Consider the following 26,145-nt stretch of genomic DNA (forward strand, 5'->3'; position numbering starts at 1 on the left):
GGCTCCCTGAGACGGTAATTTGCCTTCCTCCGGAGCGGATCGATCCAAGTGAGAACCGACTCACCCTCTGGCGGGCCGACGCGCCCTGCTCAGACCTTTTGTTCTGTCCGGCGCCGAGCTTGTCTTCAGGGGCATAGGCCATGTTGTGCAGCTGGTGTCGAGCGGCGCGGATTAGGGTCGCCGGGCGGGAGCCTTAACCTGTCGTTGTCCGAAAGGTCCGTGAACAGCCTCCAGCAAGGGTGAACCCATGCATAGGGCCGGATGCCTCCGGTCATGGCAGACATCGTGTCCGGTGCTCGGAATTCGTGCGGCGCCTTGAACCGCGTAGACTTGAGCGAGCGATCATTCATCCGTCCCCGGAGGCATCGATGCTCGGAGCGTTGCTGGAGCCGCTGAAAGGCGAGGGGGTCTGCCTGAGGCCGTTTGTGTCCGCCGACGCGGAGGCATTCGTCGGGGCGGCGCGCGAGTCCGCGCGCTCGGTCGGGCGCTGGATGTCCTGGTGCCACGAGGATTTCAGCGTCGACGAGGCGCGTGCCTGGTTTGCGATCTGCGCGGCGGAGCTTGCCGCCGGCTCGGCGGTGGAGCTGGGGATCTTCGCGGCGGATGGCGACGAGGTGCTCGGGGGCATCGGGCTGAATCATCTCATCGTCGAGCATAAGCTGTGCAACCTGGGGTATTGGGTGCGTGCTTCGCGGCAGCGTGAGGGGGTTGCGACACGCGCCGTGCGCACGTTGGCGAGGTTCGGCTTTGCGGAGCTGGGGCTGATGCGGATCGAGATCGTCGTTGCCGAGGGGAATCTGTCGAGTGCCGGTGTCGCGCGCAAAGCGGGGGCGTTGTGCGAGGGGTTGATACGCAACCGGCTGGTCGTCGGTGGTGTCTCGGTGCCGGCCTGGATGTTTTCGATGGTGCCTGAAGCCTTTGGTCCTCCGCAATGATCGATCGGGTCCGCCGCGCGTCGGTTGCGGCTCTGACGCTCTTGTTGGCCGTCTCGGCGCTGTCGGTGCCGGCGGCTCAGGATGTCGTTCCGATCCGTGCGGGCGATAGTCTCTGGAAGATCGCGGATCGGATCGCGACCGAGGCGGGGTTCAGTCGCGATCAGGTGATGCTGGCCCTGTTGGAGTCGAATCCGGATGCCTTCTCGCCCGCGTGCAACGTCAACGGGGTTCTGCGCGTCGGTGCGGTGCTCGAGGTGCCTTCGGCGGAGCGCATCGGTGCGGTGGATGCGGCGACGGCGCGTCGGAGCATCGAGCGTCAGGCGCGTGAATGGGAGGAGCATCGCCGTCGCGGGCGCGCGCTCGAGTGTCCGGCGGTCGTCCAGCCTTTCGCGCAGGGGTCGCCTGCACCTGTGCCCGCCGAGGGGACGCGATATGCGGATGGGGCGGCGCAGGGGGATGCGCCCGGCGCGCCGGATCGGTCTTCCGCGCCGTCACCGTCGCCCTTGCCGACGGAATCAGCACTCTCCGCGGCGGGTCCGGACCCAACCCAGGCACAGGATGGCGTTGCGGCGGGGCCCGCGTCCACGACAGAAACGGCACCATCGATCGAACCCGCTCAAACCCGCGACGACATCTGCCCTTGTCCGCCGGATCCGGACGGGGCCGCGCCGCCGGATGAGGCTGGATCGGCGCTATCGCCTCTTGGCGAGTCCGCCCGCGTCGTCGGCGAGGAGGCGCCGTCGCACTTGCCCGAGGGCCCGCAAGCGCCGTTCTGGCTCCTGGCCCCGCTGGTGCTCGCCCTCTTGGCGATGTCGCTGGTCCGGCGCAGGCCGCGCGCTGCAGCGCCGCTGCTCGCCCCATCCGGCGCGGCGGCCGTCGCGGGTGCCGGCCCGCCCCGGGATGCCGCGGCCTTGCCGCCCCGGCGTGTACCCTTTCTGTTCGCCTTGAAGGACGGCGATCTCGTCTTTTTGGTCCTGGCGGCGCTGGCCGGACTCCTCGGCGCGCTGGTCACGGTGGTGTTTCGCGAGGGGATCCATGGTCTGGAATGGCTTCTCGTGGACCACAGCGGCAGCCTGGTCGTCATGGCGCTGGGTCTTCCGCCTTGGCAGCGTTTGCTTCTGCCGGCGGTCGGGGGCTTGGTGGCCGGCTTGATCCTGGAGCAGATCGGCGGGCGGCTGCGCGGGCGGACGACCACCGATTATATGGAGGCGGTCGCGGTCGGCGACGGCTGGATCAGTGTCCGTCAAAGCCTGGTGAAGTCGGCCTCGTCGCTGGTCACTGTGGCCTCGGGTGGCTCGATCGGGCGCGAGGGTGCGATGGTGCAGCTCTCCGCGATGGTTGCCTCGACCATCGGGCGGGTGGCGCACTTCCCGCGGGATCGTCTGCGTCTGCTGGTGGCGGCCGGGGCGGCGGCGGGTCTGGCCGCGGCCTACAACGCGCCGATTGCGGCGACCTTGTTCGTCGCGGAGATCGTGCTGGGCTCCATCGCGATTCAGCACATCGGTCCGCTGATCGTCGCCGCGGTGATTGCGAGCGTGACGGTCCACGACATTATGGGGTACGCGCCCATTTACGAGATCCCGGCGTTTACCCTGGTGAGCGACTGGGAGCTCGGTCTGTATCTGCTGCTGGGTCTCGTCGCGGGCCATATGGCGCCGATCTTTCTGGGTCTGTTGGGGCATTCCCATCGGGTCTTCGCCCGCCTGCCGATGCCGCTGTCCGCTCGGATGGCGCTCGGCGGGCTCATTGTCGGGGCCATCTCGATGTACGAGCCCGCGGTTTGGGGCAACGGCTACAGCGTCGTCAACACGGTGCTCCACGAGCCCTGGGTCTGGCAGGCGCTTTTGACCGTCATGGTGCTGAAGATGATCGCGACCGCGGCGACGCACGGCTCGGGTGCGGTCGGCGGGGCCTTCACGCCGACGCTCTTCGTCGGTGCGTTGCTCGGTGTGCTCTTCGGCACTGCCGTGCACGCCGTCCTGCCGGTCGGCACCGGACCGCCGAGCGCCTACGCGGTGGTCGGCATGGGGGCGATGCTCGCGGCGACGACGCATGCCCCTTTGATGTCTATCCTGATGGTCTTCGAGATGACGATGGACTACGAGATCGTCCTGCCGCTGATGCTCGCCGTGGTGACCGCCCATTACACCGTGCGGCGGTACGTGGATGTGGCGCCGATGTATGCCGAGTCGTTGCTGCCGCGCGAAGCGGATGGGGGTAGTCGATGAGGTGGCCCGCCGTGTCGGCCCGGGTTTCGGATGACGCGGCGCTCATCTCGCTGACGCACTGCCGGGCCTCTGGGCGCGGAGCGCCAATCGATGCGTGACACCGCCGGAGGGGTGTCACGAGTATCTTGATGAATTGAATTCGATCACCTAAACCGCGTCGACTCCAAGGCGTGTTGATTGGCGCGAGCCCGACGCTGGCCAAAAACCCCGCAGATTAAGCCGGACGCGGTTTAGAGCAGGTCACCACCAAGGACCCCAGCCGCCCCAAGAGTCCCAATCCATCGAGGCCATTTCGTTTTCCTCGGCGATCTCCTGCTGGATGCCGAGCTTGCGATAGCGGTCGTAGGCCGACTCGGTGCCCACATACAGGCACTGGCAGTCGGTCGCGTCGGCCCAAACGAAGCGCAGCGCGCCGTCCGGACCCGTGGTGCGGGTGAGCGTGCGTTGGGGCAGCGCCGTGACCTTTGCCATCTGGTCCGGCGTCTTGGCAAACTGCATTTGAAACCCGGCGGCGGCCAACATCCGCTCCGTGCTCTGGGCCTCCGATTGCTGGATCGCGGTGCATCCGCTCAAGGTGAGCAGTGCGGAGATTGCCAGAACCCCGCTTGTCGCAACGATGCTGGTTCTTAAGAAACCGCTTCTGTATGTTTTCATTCTCTGACCAATGCTCCTTGTCGATGACACGTGAGCTCCCCGGCGGCGGGGAGACGGCGAGCCGTTGTCCGCAACGAAGAGAACAACGATGCTTTGAATACCGCCGATGCCTGGATGGGAAGGGCTTCGGCAGGCCATCGACGCTAGTCCTGGAGGTCGCTTCTTGTCAATCGCGATGAAGACCCGGCGAATTGACGAGATGCAGCTTCGGCTTGCTGTCGGTGAGACTGATGGAGACGCTGAAGGGTTGTATGACTGCGGACAGCTCGCCGTTGAGCAGCGAGTCCCGCATCTCGAGATCCGCGAAGAGGACGAGCGGACCGGCGCTGAGGCGTGCATTCCAGAGATGGATGCTCTCGTCGCGCAGCCGGACCCGGGCCGTGCCCTCGACGTCGGGGACGGTGAGCAGGCGTGCGAGCCAGTCACGCTCGCGGGCCCCGGCGATGAAGAGTCGGGCCAGCAGGCCGGTGTCGCGCATGCCGAGCGTCAAGCGGGATTCGAGCGCGAGCGGCTCGGTCCAGACCAAGCGGGCCTCGTCGAGCTGCAGCTGCGCCCACCAGTCGGCGGTCTCGCTGCCGTCGGGCTCGGTGAGCGTCATCCCGTCGAGCCGGATGCGCGAGCCGGACGCATCGAAGGTCATGGACGCGATGTCGCCCTCGCGCAGCCGGGCCTCCAGCACGAGGTTCCCGCCGAGCTCTTGGGTGTCCATGCGGATGCGTGTGTCGTGGCTTTGCAGGTTGATCTCGCCGTCGGCGTCTTGACCCTCGAGATTGAACACCATACTCAGGTCTGCGCTGCCGGAGAGCAGCGCGAGGCCGGCGTCTTTCGGAAGGTAGCGGTTGTAGACGGAGAGGTCTCCCAGCTTGGCCTCCGGCAGGCTGATGCGGGTGGTGACGTTGCGGGCCGGCTGGGCGCCGGTGGCCCGCTTCAGGCTGGGCGTGCGGCTCTCGAGGCTGAGGCCCTGTCCCTCGATATAGCTCTCGGAGCCATCTTGGAGACCCAGCGAGAAAGCGGGCAATGTGAGACTCAGCGCGGCGCCGGGATCGCGGGCACGGCCGTCGGTCTCGAGGCTCAGCCGGCCGTTGCCCTGCGCGCGATAATCCAGGAAGTCGACCTGGAGTGGACTGGCGTCGATCCGCACTCGGCTGCCGGGCGCAAGCGTCTCCTGGCCAAAGATCAGGTCGGCATCGATCCGCCCTGCACCGCGCATCCGCACGCCGTGCTCGCGCGGCAGAAAGTTGTCCAGAAAGCCGAGCTGGGTGACGTGCCCGTCGAGCGTGATCCGGCCCTGCAGGGCTCGGTTGGGCTTGGACGTCGCGTCGAGCCAGTCGGTGAAGCGGGCTTGCTCTAGGTTCAGAATGGTGCGCAGTCGCTCGTTGCCGATATCGCCGCCGGCCTGCAGCTCGAGGCGCGAGCCGGAGAGGTCGAGCGTGCTGCCGTTCAGATCTGCGCCCTTCAGCGCGAGGTCGAGGCGCAATCCGCCCTCCACGGGCTTCTCGAAGAGCTCGCCTCGGATGTCCTCCCCGGTGAGCTGCAGCGCCCCGCTGGCCCGCTGGGCGTCGAGCCGAACCGAGCCCTCGCTCGTGGCGCGGCCGCCGCGTAATCGAAAGGGTGCCTGTTCCGGGAGATAGCGGTTGAGTACGCCGACATCGGGCATCCGGGCGCCGTCCCAGCGCACGTCCACGCGGGCGGCATCGGCCGAGATGTCCGTCAAGGCGTGGCCGGACGGCGCGGGTGTTTCGATGTCCAGTGCGATGCGTGCCGAATCGAGCAAAGGGCGGGGCTCGTCCCGGTGCCGCAGACTGGCCTCGGTGAAGCGGGTCTCCAGCATCAGCGTCTCGCCCGCGTCGCTGTCCTGCCACCGGGCATCGAGCGCCCCGGCACCGCCGATCTGGAAGTCCAGAAGGCCGACGCTCAGCGCGCCGGCCTCCACCGCGAGGCGGCTGCCGCTCGCCGGGGTGCCGTCGAGGATGTTCAGCTCGGTGAGGAGGGTGCCGCTGCCGTCGAGTCGAATGCCGCGGCCGCCCAGGGTATTGCCGAGGAAGGCGTCGAAGAAACCCAGGTGGTTGATCTCGCCGGAGACCAGGAGCCGCCCGTCGACGGGAAGTGGCTCGGGGCGACGGACCATGGCCCGCAACTCGGCGATGGGTCGGGTGAGCCGGAAGGTGGCCTCGTCGAGACTGAATCGGGTGATCAAGGGTGCGGACGTTTGCGCTCGGGCATCGGCGAGCGCTTCCAGGCGCAGCCGGGTGCCCGAAAGGTCGAGTGTCTGCTCGGCCGGGTTCAGGGCGTTGATCCGCAGGTCGAGGTTGAGCTTGCCCTCGACGTCGGTGTCCAGCAGGGTGAGTCGGACGTCGTCGCCATACAGGTCGAGCGCGCCGTGGAGCCGGTCGTCCTCCCACGTGAGGACGGCATCGAGTCCAGCCAGTCCGCCGCGCAGGGCCACCGGGGTGCCGGGCGGGAGATAGCGCGAGAACACGGCGATATCCGGGACGACGGCGGATGTCCACGTCAGCGTGGTCTGCTCGGGGAGGTCCGGAGGTTGGAGCAGATCGGCCCCGGCGATGCGAGACTCCAGGCGAAAGGCGCGGCTGTCGAGGAATCGGGCGTCCTCGTCCGGGTCGCGCATCTCCACGTCGGTGAGATCGACGCCGAGGACGGTCTCGGTTTGTCCCGCCGCGTTGGAGACGACCTGAAGCTCGACGCGGCCGGCGCCGGCGAGTCGGTAGAGGCTGTCGTCGCCGATCCGGCTCGATGCGCCGTTGGCAGCGGCTTCCGAGTCCGCGCCGGGATCCAAGCCGACACCGAGCGAGGGCGAGTCGAGCCGCACTCGGCTGCCGGGTTCCAGGTGGCCCCGATCGATCGACAGCTCGGCGGTGAGGTCGCCATGCCCGGACAGGCTCAACCAGGGGATGTCTTGCAGATAGTCGTTGAAGAGATCCCAGGCATCGGCCTTCGCCGAGAGATCCAGATCGCCGGAGATGAAGCGCAGGATTTGCGCGCCGGGATTGTCGGCGAGGGAGAGCGGTAAGAGCTGCATGCGTGCACCGATCGCCAGATCGCGCGATAAGGTCGCCTCGTCGCGCAGCACGCTGGCCTTGTTCAGGTCGAAACGCAGGCTCTCGATGCCGATGTGATCGTGGCGCAACCCGGCACCTTCAATCGCCAGGTTGCCGTCGCCCTCCAGCCGGTAAGCGCCGAAGCGCAGCGAGCGGATGCCTTCGGCATCGAGGCGCAGGACCCGAAGCTCTCGGTGCAGGAGCGCGGGCAGCTCCAGTTGCACGGCCGCTTGATGCAGGGCGAGGGCGACGGGCCAGTGAGGGTCGTCGCGCGCGATGCGCAAGTCCCGGAGCCCGAGCTGTCCGCTCGGGCGAAGGCGTGCCGACTCCCAGGCGATGCTCAGGCCGATGTAATCGGAAAGGCGCTCCTGAAACCAACGGCTGTTCAGCAGTGGATGGACCGAGAGCGCTAGCGCCGCCGTCAACCCGAGGATGATCGCCGAGACGAGGAGCGCCCTGCGTCTTGTCGATCGGGGCGAGCCCACGCGCTGGTTCTTTGCTGCGGACAATCGATTAGGGCTCGGGGAAGAACGTCTCGTCGATCAGCAGCTCGCGATCGATCTCGTCGAAACGACCCTCGCGCATGAGGTCGGTGGTGTGCTCCAACCATTGGTAGAAGTCCTTTTCGTAGAGTGGCATCGACATGGGCGGATCATCGGCAGAGCGAGACAAGCCCCGAGTTTAACCTAAGAACCGGCGGTTGAACGGCCCTTGGAATGCGTCGCGCGCTTGACGCCGCTCGATCACACCGCCTAGCCTTGGCCTAAACCGCGTCCAGAGCGAGATGCTCGCTTTCGCGCGATCTCGACCTTTGGTGTATCGACGGCCATCAGCGGGGGCGCGGTTTATAATTTTATATTTTTTAATACCTTAAACCGCGCAGGCTCCGGCAATAATCGGAGCCGGCGCGGCCAAGCCAGTCCGACACACGACGCATACCGCACTGGGCGCGGTTTAGCTCCGATGTCCGCCGATGACCGAGGTCGAGACCTTGACGAAAGCCGTGCCGCTTGTCTTTTTTGCGCCGCGCCACATCCGACACGAGGTCGGCCGATGAGCATCGTCGCCGTCGTCGGCAACAAAGGCGGCACGGGCAAGACCACCTTGTCCTTGAATCTTGCGGCGGGTCTGGCGCGGCGGGGATCGGTCGTCATCGTCGATGCCGATCCGCAGCAGTCCGCCTATCAATGGCGCCTGACCGGGAACGAGAACGCCGCGCTGCCCGCCGTAGTGGCTGCGGCCTTCGGGCTCGAGAAGACGGTCCGGGCCCTGCGCGATGTCCATGACCATGTGGTCATCGACTGTCCTCCGTCCATCAAGGCACCGCAGACCGAGCACGCACTGCGCCTCGCCGACCATGCGCTGATCCCGCTCCAGCCTTCGCCGATGGACCTCTGGGCAACCAGCCATCTCGCCCGCGTCATCGAAAAGCTGCGCCCCGAGAACCCGCGACTGCGCGCCTTGATCGTGATGAGCCAGATGGAGCCGCGCACGACCCTCTCGCGCCTGATGCCCGAGGCTGTCGCCGAGCTGGACCTGCCGGTCGCCCGAACGTCCCTGCAGCGCCGCTCCATCCATCGTCTCTGCGTGCTCGAGGGGCGCAGCGTCTTCCAAGCCGGCCGTCGCGGTGCCGCCGCGGCGACCGAGATCAACGACCTGATTGCGGAGATCTTCGACCATGACGACCCCGACCAAAACCACCCGTAACACCGCCCGCACCGAGCGCCGCTTGGTGGATTCCATCCGTAAGGCCAAGAGCGACACGGGCCAGCCGGGCGATGCCGAGCCGGCGAGCACGCAAGCCTCCGGGGCTGCGACGGCATCGGCCCCGGCGAGGCGTGCAAAGGCCACCGGGGCGGGTGCCGCCGCGCGGCCGGTTGCGCCCAAGCCTGCGGCTTCCGCGGCTGCCGCTGAATCATCGGTGGGGGGGTATCAGAGTCGGCGGAGGGTTTGGCCGGATTGAATCGGGGCCTTTTACGCGGGGGACGGGTTTCTTTGCGCTCCGTCCGAAACGGTTCGGCGTTCTCGGAGCGCTGAGAATGGGTTTTGCTGCGCTTACCCATCCGTCCCGCGGTGCTCGGCGCTCGAAGAGCGCAACCGACGTGAATGGCCGTCGGGATCGATGAAGAGGACGACTGCAAGTCGTCGGTCCGGGGTGCGGCCGCTTCGCGCCGATTGCCCGCGGTGGACGACGGGCTCCCGAAAAGCAAAAACATCCTGAACCGCGTCTCGCCGTCGTGATCGAGTGAGCGCGAGGCTCCGCCCGACGCCAACCGACACATCAACCGCCGGACGCGGTTCAGTAGCGGACGCGGTTCAGTGGACCGTGCAGACCATACAGGGGTCGAAGGAGCGCACGATGTGTTGCACGGCGATCGGTGTGGTCTCGCCCGGTCGGACCTCGGCCCCGACGAGTGCTTGCTCAAGCGCGCCCGGGACACCGGCGGTGTCGCGCGGGGAGAAGTTCCAGGTAGTAGGGGCGATGATCTGGTAGTTGAGGATGCGACCGCGACGGATCGCGAGCCAGTGGCCCAGGCTGCCGCGGGCCGCCTCGACCAGCCCCACGCCGCTCGCCTCGTCCGGGATCGCGGTCTGCCCGCAGAACGGCTCGCCCGGCACGATCGCCTTGACCCAGTCCTCCATCGCCATCAGGACACGCGCGATCTCGAGCAGTCGCGCGATGACGCGGTTGCTCACGTTCCCGCCGGACTCGGCGACCAGGTCGCGGATCAGCGGATGGCCGTCGATGAGCTGACGGGCCAATGCGCCGACCTCGAGCACCTCGCCGGCGAGTCGGGGGGCCTTGCACCAGCTGTAGGCGCGCGCTTTTTCGGCATCCGGGATGGTCACGCCGTCGGCGGGATGCAGCGCATCCACGCCGACCATCCAACTGTGGCTCATGTCTTCTGCGATCGTGGCGAGGTCCAGCGGCTGCGGGCCATTGTCGGACCAGAGCCCGGATCGGAAGAGTCGGGTGCCCCCGCCCGGGTAAGCCCCGTAGCTCATGAAGCGATCGGTCGCGCGCCCCAGTTCAGCCAAGCCCAGGTCGTCCGCTATCCGCAGGAAGCGGCGCAGATCGCCTCGGCCCGGGTCGCGTGCTGACCAGGCGTCGAGCGCGCGCGCACTGTCCATGGCGACAACGCTCTCCAAGGGATCGCCGAAGGTCTCGCGCTCCAGGAAATGTCTGAAGGCGGCGAGGATGGCGAGCAGGCGGATGCGCTCCTGCGCTTGGACCGGCTTGGCCGTGCCGCCGGGTTGCAGACTCAAGCTGTGCGGCCATTTGCCGGCGAGCAGACCCATGATGTGCATGAAGTGCGCGCGCGCAGGCAGGACCACTCCCGCTGCCGAGCCGCTTAGGGCGCGGAAGCGCGCCTCGGTGTCCGCATACCAAGGGCGGTCGGCATAGACGGGACGCGCAAAGTCCGGCATGAAGAACAGATAGAAGTGGGTCAGATGGTCGGCCAGGTTCTCGCAGGCGAGGACCAGATTGGTGGCGAGCTCGCCGTTCGGCGGCATGGCAACACCGGCCGCGTCCGCCAGCGCATAGGCCGCGGCCATCGACTGAGAGACCGAGCAGATCCCGCAGATCCGCGGCGTGATCACCAGGGTGTCGCGCGGGTCCTTGCCCTGGAGGATCTGCTCGAATCCGCGATAGAGGGGCGAGTTGACGCGGGCCTCCCGCACACGCCCGTCGGCGACCTCGAGCTGAACCTCCAGGTCGCCCTCGACGCGGTTGAACGGGCCCAAGGTGAGTGTGCTCATTCGGGGGAGTACCGCGGGCGTCCAGCCTCCCGACTCCGGCCTCCGGCCCACAGGCTCGAGCCCCGAGTGTCCGACCATGGGCCGGTTGGCTGGTGCGGGGCATGGGAGCCGCACGACTGCAAAGGGAAAGAGTCTGTTTCGATCGTCATACTGGCTTCCCTTGCGGATGAGTGTCGAGGCGGATCCAGGCTGCGGAGATGTCTTGCGTTGGAAAAGTCGGTGGCTAATGGCTAATGGCTAATGGCTGGGGGCTGGGGGCTGGTGACTCCTCCGGTCACCGCAACTTTGTCGGCCGAATCGTCGGCGGCACCGCGATATGGTCCGACACGGCGTTCTTGCGCAGTCGCTCCGGTGTTGCGGCCTTGGCCAGCGAGGAGAGCGCGACGAACCAGGCCTTGGGCATGTCGGTCGGCAGGCCGATCGGGATGCCGGCCAGGCTGGGTGTCTCCGCAAAGGCATGGCCCGGCTCTTCGAACTCGGGCGAGGTGCAGTTGATGCAGGCATAGCCGCCGCGCGTGCAGGAGCCCGAGCCGTTCCAGAGCCGGGTGTTGCAGTCGGCGTGGGCCTGGGTGCCGAGACAGCCCAGATGCTCCATGAGACAGCCGAGATCCGACGGTGTGCGGGCGCTCGCTTTGTATTCGTAGAATTCGTTGCGCGGGCAGCCGTGATGGACCAGTTGGTCCGCGTACATCCGGGGGCGGGCGTAGGCATCCAGGTCTTGGGTCGTCAGTCCCTCCAAGGCGATCGCCATGAGGGTCTCGGTGACCCAGTCGGGATGGGTCGGACAGCCGGCGACATTGATCACCGGGAGACCGGCCCCGGAGCGATAGTCGGAACCGAGCAGACCGCCGGGGTAGGTCCCTTCGAACTGGAGCCCGCAGGCATCCGTGGGGTTCGAGCCGCCGGCGGTCACGCCCCCGAAAGCGGCGCAGGTGCCGATCGCGAGGCAGTAGTGCGCTCGCGCGGCCAGACGCCTCACCCAGTCGATCATGGGTGTCCGGGTGCCGGCGAAACGGTGAAAGGCGCCGGTGCCGTTCGGTCCGCGCAGGAGCGCGCCTTCGATGCAGAGCAGGTCCAGCGCCGTTTCGCCCGCCTCGACGCGGGCGAGCAGATCGAGTACCTCGCCGCCGCTTGCCTCGCTCAGCGATGGATGCCAGAGGATCCGGATCCCGGCGCCGGCGAGTGTCTCGAACAGCCCCGGGGCCTCGGCGGCGAGCAGCGAGAGGGTGCAGCCGCCGCAGCCTCCGGATTGGAGCCATAGCAGGTTCATCGTGAACCGCGTCCGGTGTTGCGCATGAAGACGTTGGGGCTTGCGTCGCGTCGCGGATTCGGGACGCCTCGGCGGTGACGCGGTTCAGTGAATTTACGGGGCATCTTGGCTGGGGCCTGTTTCGGGCAGCACGTCGCGACTCAGCGGCAGTTCCAGGCGGAATTCGGCACCGCCATCCGGGTGGTTTTCGGCGGTCAGGTTGCCCCGGTGGTCGGCGATGATGCTGTAGCTGATGGAGAGTCCCAGGCCGGTCCCTTGACCGACGGGTTTGGTCGTGAAGAAGGGGTCGAAGATGCGGCTCAGATCCTGCTCGTCGATGCCGGGGCCGTTGTCCCGGACGCTCAGCCACGCGTTTGTCTCCTCCTGTCCGGCGCTGATGGTCAGTCGCGGTGTCTGCGTGTTGTCCCGCATCGCGTCGAGTGCGTTTTGGACCAGGTTCATGAGGACTTGATGGATCTGCCCCGGATGTCCCTGGATCGTCAAGGTGTCGGGGAGGTCGAGCGTCGTCTCGATCTCCCTGCGTTCGCCCTTGGTCACCCAATGCACCGCCGTGCGGATCAGGTGGACGAGATCGAACCGGGTGGATTCGCCCTGCTGGCCGGATGAGAAACAGCGCAGATCCTGCACCAGGTCGCGGACGCGCTCCGCGCCCTCGAGCGTGCCCTTGATCAGCGGATCGAGATCCGCCAGCAGCCTCTCGATACGCAGCTCCGCCTTGAGTGCCTGCAGCTCGGTGGAGGGTCCGGAGGCGTCGACCGCCGCGCAATAGCGCAGCAGCCGCTCGCGATAACGCGAGAGGGCATGCACGTTGCCGTAGACGAAGCTGATGGGGTTGTTCAGCTCGTGCGCGACGCCGGCGACGAGCCGGCCGAGCGAGGCCATCTTCTCGGCATTGACCAAGCGGCCTTGGGCGCGCTTGAGGTCGTCGTGCGCCTGGGCCAGGTCGCGATAGGCGCGGCGCAGCTCGCCGACCGGACGACCGATCAGGACCATGCCGACCAGACGTCCGCGGTGGTCGTACCGCGAGGTGCAGTTGACCGCGAGCGGGATCTCCTCGTCGACGCCCTTGAGCGCGAGCTCGCAGTCGTGGATGGCCTCGGCGCGGATCTGTTGGGCGAAGCTGCTGGCCATGGCCAGACAGTGCTCGGCGAGCAGCGCCAGGAAGGGGCGCCCGCGCAGGTCGGCCTCGCTCCAACCCGTCAATGTTTCCAATGCGCGGTTGACCTGTTGGATGCGACCCTGGACGTCGCAGACGATCAGGACATCCGTCATGGAGGCCAGCACGCTCGCGATGAAGTGCTGGGCATCCTCCAGCGCGCTGTTCTTCTCTTCGAGCGCGCTTTGATGCCGGATCAGGTCCGCGTAGGTCTCGTCCATCTTGCGGATGACGTGGATCCAGGTCGCCTCCGCCGTCGGCTCGGGGCAATCGCCGTGCTGTGCGATGCCCGCGGGACGAGGGTCGGCGGGGCGGTGGTCGGCTTGGGTGGATGCGCGCGTCATGTCGTGCTGTCCGCTGCGAGGTCGAGGACAAGCATAGGCGATTTCGGGCGGCGGATTTCACGGAAACGGCAAGGGTTGCCGGACGGCGCAGACCTGGCGGCTGGGGCCGATGCCACGGGCGGGTCCTCGGCCTCAGCGGATCGGTCTCGGCTTGGTCGCACACGGACGAGCGATGTGCGAGCCCGCCGAGCCTAAAACGGTTGGTGATCGGCGCGCCGTCGGACGGGTCCGACGGCGCGTTTCGGTCAGGCGTAGGCCGGTGCGAAAGCGGCGGCCGGATCGGACACGGGTCCCGTGTCGGACCAATAGGGCGAGAGCTTGCGCAGCTTGGCGACGATCGGCGGCACGGCCTCGATGACGCGGTCGATCTCCTCCATGCGGTTGTAGCGCGAGAGCGAGAAGCGCGTCGTGCCGTGGGCGGCGGTGAAGGGGATGCCCATGGCACGCATTACATGCGAGGGCTCGAGCGAGCCGGAGGTGCAGGCGGAGCCGCTCGAGGCGGCGATGCCGAGCTTGTTGAGCAGCAGCAGGATTGCCTCGCCCTCGATGTATTCAAAGGCGATGTTGCTGGTGTTGGGCAGGCGGTTGGTCGGGTCGCCCGTCACGAAGCAATTGGGGACAGCCGCGAGGATGCCGCGCTCGAGCCGGTCGCGCATGGCCCGGACGGTGGTCTTCTCGTCGTCCATATGCTCCATCGCCATCTCGCACGCCTTGCCGAGCCCGACGATCGAGGCGCTGTTCTCGGTGCCGGCACGCCGGCCGCGTTCCTGATGCCCGCCGCGCAGCAAGGGGCGAAAGCGCGTGTTGCGCCTCAGATAGAGGACACCGATACCCTTGGGCGCATGCAGCTTGTGTCCGGAGAGCGAGAGCATGTCGATCGCGGTGTCCTTCAGATCGATGGGGAGCTTGCCGACCGCCTGGACCGCATCCGTATGAAAGAGCACTCCGGCCGATTTCGCCAGTTCCGCCATCTCCTGCACCGGGAAGAGTGTGCCGGATTCGTTGTTTGCCCACATCACCGAGACGATCGCGACGCGATCCGAAAGCAGGTCCATGTACTGCTGGATATCGAGCCGACCTTTGCCGTCGACCGGAAGGTAATGGACCTTGTAGCCCTCGGTCTCCAGGTGCTGACAGAGCGCGAGGATCGCCGGATGCTCCACGACCGTGGTGATGATCTCCTTGCGCTCCGGCTGGGCCTTGAGGGCGGAGAGGATCGCGGTGGAATCCGACTCGGTCCCGCAGGAGGTGAAGACGATTTCGGAGTCCTGCGCGGCGCCGAGCAAGGCCTGGACCTGCTGCCGAGCCTGCTTGATGGCGTGACCGACCCGGTTGCCGTAGGCATGGATCGAGGAGGCATTGCCGAACTGCTCGGTGAAGAAGGGCAGCATGGCCTCGACCACCTCGGGCGCGACCATGGTGGTGGCGTTGTTGTCGAGATAGATGCCTTGGGTGTCGGGTGGAGTGGTCATGGGATGATGGCCTCTTTAAAAGGCTAAGGGCTAAGGGCTAAGGGCTAAAAGCTAAAAGCTAAAAGCACTTAGGCGCTTTTGCGCATCGCTTTGGCAGGCAGCACCCGCACGAACTCGCCGAGATCCTCGACGATGCGCTGTTGGATCCCGTCGAGCGTGGTCGATGCCATCTGGCACCCCACGCAGGCGCCGGTCATGTTCACGTAGACGTTCTTGCCGTCGATATCGATCAGCTCCACATCGCCGTGGTCGCGCTGCAGATTCGGTCGGATCGCCTCGATGGAGCGCTCGATGCGGCGGATCCGCTCCAGGTTGCCCAGCTTGCGCCCGCCTTCGGGCGATGCCGCCTCGGGTGCCTTGGCGTAAGGGTCGAACGCCTTGCCCTGCTCGGCGAGGACGCGGCTCAGGATGGCCTCGACACCCTCGTGACAGGCCGAGCAGCCGCCGCCCGCCTTGGTGTAGTTCGCCACCTCTTCGACGGTGGAGAGACCGTTGGAGCGGATGGTGTTTTCGATCAGGACCGCATCGACCGCGAAACACTTGCACACCAAGGCGCCTTCCTCGTGATCGTCCTTCCACTCCTCGCCGCGATAGTTGGCGATCGCCGCCTGCAGCGCCTCGCGACCCATCACGGAGCAGTGCATCTTCTCGGCCGGCAGTCCGTCGAGATAGTCGGCAATGTCCTGATTCGTGACCTCGAGTGCCTCGTTGAGCGTCATGCCCTTGATGATCTCGGTCAGCGCCGAGCTCGAGGCGATGGCCGAGCCGCAGCCGAAGGTCTGGAAGCCGGCATCGAGGATCACCTCGCTCTGCGGATCGACCTTGAGGGTCAGGCGCAGGGCATCGCCGCAGGACAGGGAGCCGACGTCACCCGTCGCATTGGCATCCGCGACCGCGCCCGCATTGCGGGGATTGAAGAAGTGCTCCTGAACCTTTTCCGAGTAATCCCACATGGCGTGTCTCCGGTTAGCGTTGCGATGAGCGAGTGAATCGGGACGCAGGCTCAGGCCGTGGCTTGAGTCTTGCGTCTGTGTTGGCGACTCATTCAGCAAACCGTGTGCCACGCTGGAAATTTCAGCTATCTTATTGATTTGCTGATTTTTGAGAGGGTTCCGTTGCCCTTCGATGTCGGCTCTCGAACGACATCCGCGTGCGGCGGGTCGTGAATCCCACAACATATGTCAGCAACAGGAGTCTTTGATGGATCTCAGTGAACTGGAGCTTGGTCAGTTGGGCCCGGGCGACCTGGTCTACGCCGCCGCGGACATCTACAACGACGGCGGTATCCCGGATCTCGCCGAGGATGCCTTGATCGCGGCGGCCGGGACCCGCGGCGTTATTCTCAACATCGGACACCTCGAAGAGGACCCCGAGCGGGAGCTCTATCTGGTGCGGTTCGAAGGGGCGGATGCCGAGCTCGGGCCGCCGGCGGGCTGTTGGCCCGAGGAGCTCGGCACGGTGTCGCAGCGCGTGCCGGCCGAGGCGGGCTGAGCGCGGCGGGGTCTTGGGCGCGGTTGGTGCGAGCTCAGCCCTCGAGCTCGACCGCTGTGACGAATCCGGGCGGCTTGATTGCAAGCACGGAACAGTCCACCTGCTGCAGGATGGCCTCGGCCGTGTTGCCCATCAGCAAGCCGGGGATCCCGCCGCGACCGACCGTGCCCATCACGACAAGATCGGCGCCGAGCTTGCGCGCGAGCGTCGGGATCTTGCGTCTTGCCTCTCCGCGTAGAAGGTGTGTTTTCGGTTTCAGAAAGTCCATCTCGGACTCCTGTTCGGCTCATGGTGCGGTGCGGCACCTTGGACGGTTGAATCATCCCGGGTAAGTGGGAGTGCGCAGATCGACCAGCGTCGTGGTATCCCCCGGGAGGTCGCGGATGACAGGCTCAAGCGTAGTCTGTTGCGTGTCGGGGCTGGGGCGACTGTAGGGGCAACTTAAGTCGCCCCTTGTGCCCATGCAGGTCCATGGACTTCAAGATGTTTCGGCCGTCACCGGCTCGAGTCGATGATAGCCCTTCTCAAGCGGACGGCGAGATCCGGGTGGTCGGTAAAGGCCCCGTCGACGCGCTGGTCGACGAGGGCGAAGTGCAGCAGCGCCTCGAAGTCCCGGAAGCCCTCGGGGAGTGCGTCGCGGCGAAGGGTGTAGGGGTGGACCAGGAGTCCGGCGGCATGGGCGTCGGCGACCAGAGGCGTGGTGCGATGGGCGCCGGTGTCGTCCAGGCCCTGATGGATCTGTCCGATCCAGGGGCCGATGCCGCGGGCATACTCGGCGACGGCTGCCAGCCCCTCGGGGGTGCGCATCCGCTCGAAGTCGACCGGCAGATCCGGCGACCAGTCGTTCTCGCCGATCAGTTGGATCAAGGGGATCCGCGTGCCGATCTCCGCGTGCAGGCGTTTGAGCGTGTCGGGCTCGAAACACTGGATGTAGATGTCATCCTCCGGGCCACGATAGCCGGCTCGATCCAGCGTGCGCATCAGGACGGGCACTGGATCCTGTCCCTCGGCGATGTGCCATGCCGGGTGTTTCAACTCCACGTAGATTCCCGCGATCCGCCCGGTCGATCGGTTCAGACCGTGGATCAGGCTCAGCTCCTCCTCGAGGGTGTGGATTCGGAACAGGTCGGCCTCGGGCGGAAACCGCGCGGGAAAGACCGGTTGGCCGGTGGCGGGATCCAGCCGTTCGTGCAGGCGCAGACTGCGGATCTCGGCCAGGCTGAAATCGATCGCATACCAGCGCCCGTCGGCACGCGCGCGGTCGGGGAAGCGCCGAGCGACATCGGTAACACCTTCCAGATACAGATCATGAAGGACGATCGCCTGACCATCGCGGGTGAGAACCACATCCTGCTCCAGAAAGTCCGCACCCATCGCGTGCGCCATCGCTTTGGCCGCCAGGGTGTGCTCGGGCAGGTATGCGGAGGCGCCGCGGTGGGCGATGATGATCGGCGCACGTGCCGGGCCCGGCTCGGTGTTGAACGTGGCGGCTGGGGTCGGTGTCATCGCGATGGCCATCGGCAAGAGGAAACGGAGGATTCGGCGCAGCATCGGGTTGGTCTCCGACAGTGGCGCGTGCCGGCGAGACTCGGCGTCTTGACCGTCGCGGAAGGTGGCGGCTAACCTCGTTTCGGCAGGCATTCTTCGCAACCGCGGCCTTCTTGGTGCGTGGCGCAGAGCGCCACGGTGCATGCGTGACACTGCGGAGCGGGCGTCACGGTGCCTTCGCCCTTCAGGATTGCCTTTCCGATGGTCGTCACGCCCTATGGGATCGCCGGCGTGGTGGCCTTGGCGCTGCCCATCCTGTTGGTCGGGTGGCGGGATCTCGGGTTTGGGGTCGATCAACACGGATAATACGGGAGGGCCGCCGATCAGTGTGGTTCGATGAATCCATCGGCATCCCTCGGGATTGCGCCAAGAGGCTTCAGCAATGAGTGGTTGTTGCGACAACAGTTGTTCCATCGACGCCTTGCGTGAACGGCAACGCGGAACGCTGTACATGGTGCTCGGCATCAATGCCGTCATGTTCTTCGTCATCGCGGCGGGTGCGCTTTACGGCAACTCGACTGCGCTGCTGGCTGACAGCCTCGACAATCTCGGCGACGCCTTGACCTATGGTCTGAGCCTATACGCCGTTTCCAGGGGCGCGGTCGTCAAGGCGAAGGTCGCGCTCTTCAAGGGCGCTCTGATCCTCCTGGCCGCGTGCGTCGTGGCAGCCCAGATTGCCTACAAGCTGGTGGTGCCGAGCGTCCCTCTCTTCGAGGTGATGGGCCTGTTTAGTCTTCTCGGCCTCGCTGCAAACTCGCTCTGTCTGTACCTGCTTTGGCGGCATCGCCACGACGACGTGAATATGAGCTCCGTGTGGGAGTGCTCGCGAAACGACATCGCATCGAATCTGTCCGTGTTTGTCGCGGCCGGTGTTGTCTGTGTGACCGGTTCGGGCTGGGCCGATCTCGTCGTCGCACTCGGACTCGTCTGGCTTTTGTTTCGCTCCGCGATTCGAGTCATCTCGTCGGCCATGGCAGAGCTGCGCGGGGCAGCCTAAACCGCGCCCGCCACGGTATGCGATCTACTCGGCGTTTGCGACAAAGCTCAGGACATTGCCGTTGATGCAGTAGCGCTTGCCCGAGGGCGGCGGGCCGTCGTCGAAGACATGGCCCAGGTGGATGCCCGAGCTTGCACTGCGGACCTCGACCCTGCGCATACCGTGCGTAGTGTCCTCGTGCAGTGTGATCGCGCCTTCGACCGGGTTGAAGAAGCTCGGCCAGCCGGTGCCGCTCTCGAACTTGGTGTCGCTGCGGAAGAGGGGGGCGCCGGTGATGGGATCCACGAACACGCCCGGACGTTTTTCGTCGAGATGCGAACCCGTGAATGCCGGTTCGGTGCCCTGCTCGAAGGCGATGCGCTGTTGCTCGGGGGTGAGGATCTGAAAGCCGAGCCATGTCCAGAAACGCTCCTCGTCGCCCTTGTAGCCCGTGTATCGCGAGACCTCCTTGCCCTTCTCGAAGAGCACGATGGTCGGCGTGGCGAACAGGGTCTTCTCCAACGTCCAGCCCTCGGGAGGGTTGGGATTGAAGGTGGCTGCGATGGGCACCTCGGCCTGCCAGTCGTCCAGCACCTCGGCGCGGAAGCGCTCGCAGAACGGGCAGTCCGGCGCCTCGAACATGATCAGCTGCCGATCGAAATCGAGTTGATCCGCGGCTAGCGGAGTCGGTTTCGCCTTGGCGGGTTCGCCGGGAAAGGCCACGCCCGTGCCGCCGAGGCCGCAATAGCCATTCGGGTTCTTCTTCAGATAGTCCTGGTGATACTCCTCTCCGCGATTGTAGTTGCGCAGCGGAGCGATCTCCGTGGTGATGGGGCCGTAGCCGGCCGCGGTCAGGGCCTGCTGATAGCGTGCGCGGGTGCTCTGCGCCACCGCGTCCTGGGTGTCGCTGACCGTGTAGATGGCGCTGCGATAGTTGCTTCCGACGTCATTGCCCTGACGGTCACCCTGCGTGGGGTCGTGATTCTCCCAGAAGCGCTTCAGGACGGTCTCGAGGCTCACCCGGTCGGGGTCGAAGCTCACCTTGATGACCTCCGCATGATTGCGCAGATCGCTCTTGCCGCGCAGGCGCGTCGTCTCCAACCCGAGCACGTCCTCGTAGCCCGCGATCTCGACGTCGCCGCCGGCATAGCCTGCCTCGACGTCGACGACGCCGGGGATCTCGGACATCCGCTTCTCCGCACCCCAAAAGCAGCCCATGCCGAGCACGATCGACTCCGTGCCCGCCAGCGCGGTCAATGGTGCGGTCATCAGGATGCCGGCCAAGAGGATGCGTGTGACTGACCTCATTCTATAACTCTCGATGGTTTGTCTGGTTTGGTAGTTAGACCGGGGTCGACACGGAAATCCTTCATGAACGAGCCATCGCCCTTCAAAACGGCGTGTGCGGTGTCGCCGGTCGCGAATGCAATGAGGTGCGGGCTCCGGCGCGGGCGAAGACGATCTGCGGGCGGGGCCCTACAACAAAAAGGTACAACAAAAAGGGGTCGGGCTCGGGGCTAAGCTCAATCGGTGTCGCGTGCGGAGGATCATCCAAGTGGCGGCCACTTTGTCATAATGGGGCTTCGCCACCGGAGCGCCGTTGAGGGACAGCCCAAGGGGCGGGCCGGCCAAAGTGATAACCCTGGGCGTAGTCCACGCCGAGCATGCGCAGGCGTGCAACCACGGCCTCGCTGTGGGCGTATTCCGCGACGGTGGAGATGCCCAGGGTGTGGCCCATGCGGTTGATCGCCTCCACCAGGATCCGGTCGCTGGCGTTCTCGGCGATGTTGCGGACGAAGCCGCCGTCGATCTTCAGATAATCCACCGGCAGCAGGCGCAGATAGTGAAAGGACGACAGCCCACTGCCGAAATCGTCCAGTGCCAGCTGGCAGCCGCGCGCTTTCAGCGCGGTCATCAGATCGAGCGCGCGGTCGAGGTTCTGGATGCCGGCGGTCTCGGTGATCTCGAAGCAGATGCGCTCCGGGGCCATGCCGGATGCATCGATCTGCCCTTCGATGTAGGCCAGCAGGGTTTCGTCGCTCAGTGAGCTACCCGAGAGATTGATCGCGATGCGCGCCCCCGGGGCTTCCGGTTCCGAGCCATGATCATGCAGGGCCCGGGCGATGACCCAGCGGTCGATCTCGTCCATCAGACCGAAGCGCTCGGCGGCGCCGATGAACCCGGGGGCTAGCACCGGTTCGCCCTCTCCATCCTCGGGTACGACGCGCAACAGCGCCTCGTAGTGCACCGGGGGTGTTTCGGGCGAGCCGAGGCTTACAATGGGCTGGTAGTAGAGCCTCAAGCGGCCCTGCTCCAGGGCATTGCGCACGCCGGCGGCATTCAGCATGTCATTGTGGTGGGACGCGGTCTGTCCGTTCTCGCTGCGATACAGGTGGTAGCGGTTGCGACCCGTCTGCTTGGCGATGTAGCAGGCGATGTCGGCCTCCGCGAGGATGGTGGCTGTGTCGGCGGTCTTGGGATGGATCTCGGCAACGCCCATGCTCAGGCCCGTTCGGTAGCTGCGCCCGCCCCACTGGAAGCGAAGCGCGCGCACCCGCTCGACGATCCGTCGGGCGATCGGTTCGGCGAGGGTCAGTGGGCAGTCGAAGAGCAGGAGCCCCAACTCGTCTCCGCCGATTCGGGCCAAGCTGTCGCGCTCGCGAATCATGGTCGAAAGCAACCGGGCGATCTGCTTGAGCAGCTCGTCCCCCGCCGCGTGCCCGGCGGTGTCGTTGATCACCTTGAACTGATCCAGGTCCATGTAGCAGAAGGAGTGATACAGGCTGCCCGCCTTCGACTCGGCCAACGCCGCCTGCAGGCGGCGCTCCAGCTCCGCTCGGTTGTGCAGGCCGGTCAGGGGATCGTGGCTGGCGTCCTAGGCCAGCCGATCGGTGAGGTGCCGCCGCTCGGTGATGTCCTGAATGGTCCCGATCATGGCGACGGGGCACCCGTCGTCGTCCAACTCCAGCTCCCCGCGGCCGAGTACCCAGCGTTCCGTCCCGTCTATGGGCCGGACGATCCGGTACTCGCGGGCGAAGGGCTGACGCGCGGCCATGACGGCGTCACTCAGATAGCGCGCCATCTCCACGCGCTGTTCGGGGTGGACGAGCGCGAGCCAGCCTTCGGTGTCTCTGGGGTAGCCGTCATCGATCCCGAAGATCCGATCGAGCTGTGCGGAGCTCATCCACCGATCGGCACGGGGGTCGAAACGGTAGGATCCCAGGCCGGCCACCTCCTGGGATTTGCGCAGGAAATACTCGCTCTCGCGCAGGGCCTGCTCGACCCGTCGCCGATCCGTCACGTCGACGCCGATAGACTGGTACTCGCAAGGGCGGCCCGCGTCATCGAACAGCGCGAAGTCGTGCCATAGATGCCATCGCGGCTCGCCGTCGAACCCGCGGGTCTCATGCTCGTACTGGCACTCGGGGGTCGCCGGGGCCATCGTTGACAGCTGATCCATGACCCGGGTCCGATCCTCGGCAGCGAGGAAATCGATGAAGCGCCGGCCGATCAGGTCTTCGGGGAGGGCCCCGAAAAAACGGGCATAAGCCGCGTTCACGTAGGTGAGGGTCGTGTCGGGCAGGAATCCGCAGATCAGGTCCGGCTGATTCTGCACCAACCGCCGGAACCAGGTCGCGGGGAGGTCGGGTTGATGGCTGGCGCGGAGACGGGCATCGAGGTCCGAGCTGGCCGGATGATCCGCGCTTAAGTTCGCCTCCGAGCGTGACGAGGAGGTCGGAGGTTGCGTGGGTGCAGCCACCTCTTCCTGCAGGACCCGGCCCGCGGAGCTGGCTGAAGGCGCGCCCGGTCCCCGGATCGTGGCTTCGGGCGTGCTCGGGTCCCCCGCGTCTTGCGAGCGTTGTTCTTGCGAAGGCCGCGTCTCCGCGGTCAACGCCTTCTCGACGCCGTTGCGCATGGTCCCTGCGTCCTCGACTCTGGTGAAAGAGCGGTCATTCCCGCAGTCTAGTCCCGAGCGACTGGATCACCCGACGCCCTTGCACCGGTCATGCGTCGAACCAGCGTCGACGGTATGCCGGCCCGCGGGTGCAGGCCGGGTGTGGCTCGGTGCATGGCGCGCGACGGAAAGGAAAATTCGAACGGGCCTCGCGGCGCCGTGCGGCGTCCTACAGCGACCTCAGTCGGCAGGCTAGACAGGTACTAAATCCCTGTCAAGGCTCGCGGAGAGCGCGATGCGGGGTTGCACCGGGAGTCAATCCCGTTTCCGCCGCTGGCGTCTCGTCCGATCGGCACTCAGGGTGCTTCGGCGCCGTCGGCCGTGAATCGCACTTGGACGTCACGAGGCTTCGCGAAGTGCGGAGCAGAGGTGACCAGGAGCCTTGCTCCGGCGCGGACATAGTCCTCGGCGCTGCCGGCATGAACCCCGCCGGCAGCGGCGACTAGGGCCGCCGAACCCGCGGCGGCCAGTGCCGCGACGACCTCGGCAACCCCGTCAGGCGTGAACTTCTCCAGCTGCAGGACATCGCAATCGGCCCAGGCGAGGGCCTCCGCGTGCGTGCTCACCTCGACCACGACGCGCTTCTCAGGACACATTCGACGCAGCCGCGCGAGCGTTTCCTTCGGGTCTTCCCGATCGAGGAACAACCGATGCTCGGCAAAGACCAGAAGCGTTTCCGAGAGGCCGAGCCGATGCATCACCGCGCCGCCGGCGCGGAACGCCTTGGTCGTCAGTCGGCGGGTGCCGGGGGTGTTCTTGCGCGTTCCGGCCACCAGGGCGTGCGGGTCCGCGCGCCGGGCGCTTGCGACGATCTCGGCTGCACTGCTCGCCACCCCGGAGGACCATTCCATGAGGGTCTGTGCGGTCTTCCAGGCGCGGTGGAGGGCGCCGGCCGTCCCGGTTGCCTCCAGCAAGAGCGTGCCCGTTTCCGCCGGAGTACCGGACGGGGTCCGGACCTTGGCCTCCGCTCCGCAGAGGGTGAGGAGGCGTGCGGCCTCCTCGCTGCAGCAGACTGTCATCGGGTCACGCGCGAAGAATCGGATCGTCCCCGGTTGGTTCTCGATCCCCAGAGACTCGGTGGTGAGATCGCCGAAGCGCACATCCTCGTCGAGCAGTTGTTGCAGGGCGTGATCGTCGAGCGCGCACGGCAGGGTGTTTGTCATGATGGTCTTCCTTCTGATCGACCCATGGTTTGTTTCGGTGTGTCGCGCTGTTGCGGACCCCGATGTGACGTCCGGCTTAAACCGCGCCCCGCGCGGTATGCCTCGTGTGTTGAATTGGCTTGGCCGCGCCGGCTCCGATCGTTGTTGGAGGCGGTGCGGTTTAAGGTATTCAAAAATATAAAATTCTAAACCGCGTCTCCGCTAAGAGCCCTGGATGCACTCAACATCGAGCTAACGCTGACGTGAGCATCCCGCTCTGGACGCGGTTTAGTCACCCAGCAGGGCCACGGCCTTGATCTGCGCCCACATCGCCTTGCCGCGGGCGACGCCCAGATGATCCAGCGAGCGGCGGGTAATGCGCGCGATCAGCGGCGTGCCGCCGGCATCCAGACGCACCAGACAATGGCCCGGGGTGTCGGCGTCGGCGATCTCGACCACGGTGGCGGGCAGGAGGTTGGCGATGCTGGTACCGGTGGCGCGCTCGAGGGCGAGGCTGACGTCGCGGGCATGCACACGCAGACGCAGACGGTGGCCGACGGGCTCCTTGCGCTGAGCGACGACGACGTTGCCGCCGGGGAAGTCCAGGCGCGACAGGTGATAGTTCTCGTCGTGGGATGCTACGACGGCCTCGATGACGACGCCGGCATCCTCGGAGAAGGCGGTCGGCAGATCCAGCCGTGCGAGGGTCTCCTTGAGCGGGCCGCTCGCGAGGACGCGACCGCCGTCCATGACCACCAGATGATCGGCCAGGCGCGCGACCTCGTCCGGGGCATGGCTGACGTAGAGCACCGGGATAGCCAGCTCGTCGTGCAGACGCTCCAGGTAGGGAAGGATCTCCTGCTTGCGTGCGATGTCCAGGGCGGCAAGCGGCTCGTCCATGAGGAGCACCCGCGGACTGACCGCCAAGGCACGCGCGATGGCGACCCGTTGGCGTTCGCCGCCCGAGAGGCGATCCGGCTTGCGGGTCAAGAGATGATCGATGCCCAAGAGCGCGATCGCCTGGTCGAGACTCACCCGATCCTCGGCCCCGACCGACGAAGGGGCGCGCTTCTGCCCGTACCGCAGGTTCCCCATCACCGTGAGATGCGGGAAGAGGCTGGCCTCCTGGAAGACATAGCCGAGCGAGCGGCGGTGTGTCGGCACCCAGGTGTTCGCGTCTTGCCAGATCTCGCCGCGGAAGACGAGCCGACCCTCGGGGGCTCGGACCAGGCCGGCGATACAGCGCAGAAGGGTCGTCTTGCCGGAGCCCGAGTGCCCGAACAGACCGGTGACCCCGCGACCGGGGAGCTCCAAGTCCACCGTCAGGTTGAAGCCCGGCCATTCGATGGCGAAGCGTGCGTTGATCGGTTCCATGGTGTTCTCAGGTGTTCTTCTGGTTCGGGCGCCACAGATAAAGCGCGAGCAGGACCAGGAAGGAGAAGATCAGCATGATGGCGGCGAGCCGGTGAGCGTCGCCGTATTCCATCGCCTCGACGTGGTCGTAGATCTGGACCGAGGCCACCCGGGTGACGCCGGGGATGTTGCCGCCGATCATCAGCACCACGCCGAACTCGCCGACCGTGTGGGCAAAGGTCAGGATCCCGGCGGTGACGAAGCCGGGTGCCGCCAGCGGCAAGGCGACGGTGAAGAAGGTGTCCAGCGGCGAGGCGCGCAAGGTGGCCGCCACCTCCAACGGCCGGTTGCCGATCGCCTCGAAGGCGTTCTGCACCGGCTGCACCATGAAGGGTAGGGAATAGAAGACCGAGGCGACCACCAGCCCCCAGAAGGTGAAGGGCAGCACGCCGAGGCCCAGCGCCTGGGTCAACTGGCCGACCGGCCCGTTCGGCCCCATCGTCACCAAGAGATAGAAGCCCAGCACGGACGGCGGCAGGACCAAGGGCAGGGCGACCACGGCCCCGACCGGTCCCTTCAGGCGCGAGCGGGTGCGGGCCAGCCACCACGCCACGGGCGTGCCCACAATGAAGAGGATCAAGGTGACCACGCCCGCGAGGCGCAGGGTGAGCCAGATCGATTGCAGGTCGGTTTCACTTAACAGCATTGCATGATCCGATCAGAGAAGATGACCGCCTCCAAGGTGCGGAGGCGAAATAGTCCGACCCGCACCGGGAGGCGGAGCTCGGCCCCGCCAAGGC

At 66.4% G+C, this 26,145-nt stretch carries 23 protein-coding genes and 1 pseudogene; 7 read left to right on the top strand and 17 right to left on the bottom strand.

Going from position 1 to position 26,145, the window contains the following annotated elements; translation table 11 throughout:
• The first annotated feature begins 368 nt into the window (after positions 1 to 368).
• Together THIMADRAFT_RS17695 and THIMADRAFT_RS17700 are read left to right on the top strand one after the other, a co-directional pair.
• Positions 369 to 935 (top strand): GNAT family N-acetyltransferase, encoded by a 567-nt coding sequence (locus THIMADRAFT_RS17695; RefSeq protein ID WP_007194458.1) that lies wholly within the window; start codon positions 369 to 371, stop codon positions 933 to 935.
• Positions 932 to 3,163: a ClcB-like voltage-gated chloride channel protein gene (locus THIMADRAFT_RS17700; RefSeq protein ID WP_007194459.1), complete on the top strand. Its 2,232-nt coding sequence runs from the start codon at positions 932 to 934 to the stop codon at positions 3,161 to 3,163. The genes THIMADRAFT_RS17695 and THIMADRAFT_RS17700 overlap by 4 nt, the downstream gene beginning before the upstream one ends.
• Positions 3,164 to 3,403: 240 nt before the next feature.
• On the opposite strand, the gene THIMADRAFT_RS17705 is transcribed toward THIMADRAFT_RS17700, so the two are convergent.
• From THIMADRAFT_RS17705 to THIMADRAFT_RS25870, 3 genes are all read right to left on the bottom strand, one after another.
• The gene (locus tag THIMADRAFT_RS17705; protein WP_007194460.1) at positions 3,404 to 3,817 is read right to left on the bottom strand and encodes a hypothetical protein; all 414 of its coding nucleotides are present in this window, start codon (positions 3,815 to 3,817) and stop codon (positions 3,404 to 3,406) included.
• Between the two features lie 166 nt (positions 3,818 to 3,983).
• Entirely contained in the window at positions 3,984 to 7,385 is a 3,402-nt protein-coding gene (locus tag THIMADRAFT_RS17710) for a hypothetical protein (RefSeq protein WP_007194461.1), read from the bottom strand.
• Between the two features lie 4 nt (positions 7,386 to 7,389).
• On the bottom strand, positions 7,390 to 7,521 hold the full coding sequence (locus tag THIMADRAFT_RS25870; protein WP_007194462.1) for a DUF29 family protein: 132 nt from the start codon (positions 7,519 to 7,521) through the stop codon (positions 7,390 to 7,392).
• A gap of 408 nt (positions 7,522 to 7,929) precedes the next feature.
• On the opposite strand from THIMADRAFT_RS25870, the gene parA reads away from it, so the two are divergent.
• Positions 7,930 to 8,583: a ParA family partition ATPase gene (gene parA, locus THIMADRAFT_RS17715; protein ID WP_007194463.1), complete on the top strand. Its 654-nt coding sequence runs from the start codon at positions 7,930 to 7,932 to the stop codon at positions 8,581 to 8,583.
• Positions 8,555 to 8,839 (top strand): hypothetical protein, encoded by a 285-nt coding sequence (locus THIMADRAFT_RS26770; protein WP_007194464.1) that lies wholly within the window; start codon positions 8,555 to 8,557, stop codon positions 8,837 to 8,839. The genes parA and THIMADRAFT_RS26770 overlap by 29 nt, the downstream gene beginning before the upstream one ends.
• A gap of 353 nt (positions 8,840 to 9,192) precedes the next feature.
• Here THIMADRAFT_RS26770 and THIMADRAFT_RS17720 read toward each other — a convergent pair whose 3' ends face one another.
• From THIMADRAFT_RS17720 to nifU, 5 genes are all read right to left on the bottom strand, one after another.
• Positions 9,193 to 10,638, bottom strand: a complete 1,446-nt coding sequence (locus THIMADRAFT_RS17720; protein ID WP_040732144.1) for a nickel-dependent hydrogenase large subunit — start codon at positions 10,636 to 10,638, stop codon at positions 9,193 to 9,195.
• A gap of 274 nt (positions 10,639 to 10,912) precedes the next feature.
• Positions 10,913 to 11,908 (bottom strand): NADH-quinone oxidoreductase subunit B family protein, encoded by a 996-nt coding sequence (locus THIMADRAFT_RS17725; RefSeq protein ID WP_007194466.1) that lies wholly within the window; start codon positions 11,906 to 11,908, stop codon positions 10,913 to 10,915.
• Positions 11,909 to 12,001: 93 nt separating this feature from the next.
• Positions 12,002 to 13,408 (bottom strand): sensor histidine kinase, encoded by a 1,407-nt coding sequence (locus THIMADRAFT_RS17730; RefSeq protein ID WP_007194467.1) that lies wholly within the window; start codon positions 13,406 to 13,408, stop codon positions 12,002 to 12,004.
• Between the two features lie 245 nt (positions 13,409 to 13,653).
• Positions 13,654 to 14,880: a cysteine desulfurase NifS gene (gene nifS / locus THIMADRAFT_RS17735; protein ID WP_007194468.1), complete on the bottom strand. Its 1,227-nt coding sequence runs from the start codon at positions 14,878 to 14,880 to the stop codon at positions 13,654 to 13,656.
• A gap of 68 nt (positions 14,881 to 14,948) precedes the next feature.
• The gene (gene nifU / locus THIMADRAFT_RS17740; RefSeq protein ID WP_007194469.1) at positions 14,949 to 15,833 is read right to left on the bottom strand and encodes a Fe-S cluster assembly protein NifU; all 885 of its coding nucleotides are present in this window, start codon (positions 15,831 to 15,833) and stop codon (positions 14,949 to 14,951) included.
• A 247-nt stretch (positions 15,834 to 16,080) separates the two neighbouring features.
• On the opposite strand from nifU, the gene THIMADRAFT_RS17745 reads away from it, so the two are divergent.
• Positions 16,081 to 16,371 (top strand): nitrogen fixation protein NifZ, encoded by a 291-nt coding sequence (locus tag THIMADRAFT_RS17745; RefSeq protein WP_007194470.1) that lies wholly within the window; start codon positions 16,081 to 16,083, stop codon positions 16,369 to 16,371.
• A gap of 34 nt (positions 16,372 to 16,405) precedes the next feature.
• Here the strand turns inward: THIMADRAFT_RS17745 and THIMADRAFT_RS17750 are convergent, their stop codons facing one another.
• Together THIMADRAFT_RS17750 and glpQ are read right to left on the bottom strand one after the other, a co-directional pair.
• Positions 16,406 to 16,639 (bottom strand): universal stress protein, encoded by a 234-nt coding sequence (locus THIMADRAFT_RS17750; RefSeq protein WP_007194471.1) that lies wholly within the window; start codon positions 16,637 to 16,639, stop codon positions 16,406 to 16,408.
• 227 nt (positions 16,640 to 16,866) lie between these two features.
• A complete protein-coding gene (gene glpQ, locus THIMADRAFT_RS17755; RefSeq protein ID WP_007194473.1) occupies positions 16,867 to 17,922 on the bottom strand; it encodes a glycerophosphodiester phosphodiesterase in 1,056 nt (351 codons plus the stop codon).
• A 168-nt stretch (positions 17,923 to 18,090) separates the two neighbouring features.
• On the opposite strand from glpQ, the gene THIMADRAFT_RS28280 reads away from it, so the two are divergent.
• On the top strand, positions 18,091 to 18,225 hold the full coding sequence (locus THIMADRAFT_RS28280; protein WP_267878408.1) for a hypothetical protein: 135 nt from the start codon (positions 18,091 to 18,093) through the stop codon (positions 18,223 to 18,225).
• A gap of 76 nt (positions 18,226 to 18,301) precedes the next feature.
• On the top strand, positions 18,302 to 18,916 hold the full coding sequence (locus THIMADRAFT_RS17760; protein WP_007194475.1) for a cation transporter: 615 nt from the start codon (positions 18,302 to 18,304) through the stop codon (positions 18,914 to 18,916).
• Positions 18,917 to 18,940: 24 nt separating this feature from the next.
• On the opposite strand, the gene msrA is transcribed toward THIMADRAFT_RS17760, so the two are convergent.
• The 7 genes and pseudogenes from msrA to modB all read right to left on the bottom strand — a co-directional run bounded on the left by msrA (position 18,941) and on the right by modB (position 26,051).
• Complete coding sequence (gene msrA / locus THIMADRAFT_RS17765) at positions 18,941 to 20,203, bottom strand: peptide-methionine (S)-S-oxide reductase MsrA (RefSeq protein ID WP_007194476.1); 1,263 nt, start codon at positions 20,201 to 20,203, stop codon at positions 18,941 to 18,943.
• A 262-nt stretch (positions 20,204 to 20,465) separates the two neighbouring features.
• Positions 20,466 to 21,242, bottom strand: a complete 777-nt coding sequence (locus THIMADRAFT_RS28285; RefSeq protein WP_267878409.1) for an EAL domain-containing protein — start codon at positions 21,240 to 21,242, stop codon at positions 20,466 to 20,468.
• 54 nt (positions 21,243 to 21,296) lie between these two features.
• A pseudogene (locus THIMADRAFT_RS28290) lies at positions 21,297 to 21,755 on the bottom strand (GGDEF domain-containing protein); the annotation flags it as partial.
• A gap of 15 nt (positions 21,756 to 21,770) precedes the next feature.
• Positions 21,771 to 22,811 carry a PAS domain-containing protein gene (locus tag THIMADRAFT_RS24935; RefSeq protein ID WP_007194478.1) on the bottom strand — a complete coding sequence of 347 codons (1,041 nt, stop codon included), beginning with the start codon at positions 22,809 to 22,811 and terminating at the stop codon, positions 21,771 to 21,773.
• A gap of 335 nt (positions 22,812 to 23,146) precedes the next feature.
• The gene (modD, locus tag THIMADRAFT_RS17775; protein ID WP_007194479.1) at positions 23,147 to 24,013 is read right to left on the bottom strand and encodes a ModD protein; all 867 of its coding nucleotides are present in this window, start codon (positions 24,011 to 24,013) and stop codon (positions 23,147 to 23,149) included.
• A 267-nt stretch (positions 24,014 to 24,280) separates the two neighbouring features.
• Complete coding sequence (modC, locus tag THIMADRAFT_RS17780; RefSeq protein WP_007194480.1) at positions 24,281 to 25,366, bottom strand: molybdenum ABC transporter ATP-binding protein; 1,086 nt, start codon at positions 25,364 to 25,366, stop codon at positions 24,281 to 24,283.
• Between the two features lie 7 nt (positions 25,367 to 25,373).
• Positions 25,374 to 26,051: a molybdate ABC transporter permease subunit gene (gene modB / locus THIMADRAFT_RS17785; protein ID WP_007194481.1), complete on the bottom strand. Its 678-nt coding sequence runs from the start codon at positions 26,049 to 26,051 to the stop codon at positions 25,374 to 25,376.
• Positions 26,052 to 26,145 lie beyond the last annotated feature (94 nt).

This window comes from Thiocapsa marina 5811, from assembly GCF_000223985.1.
Taxonomy (GTDB): Bacteria; Pseudomonadota; Gammaproteobacteria; order Chromatiales; family Chromatiaceae; genus Thiocapsa; species Thiocapsa marina.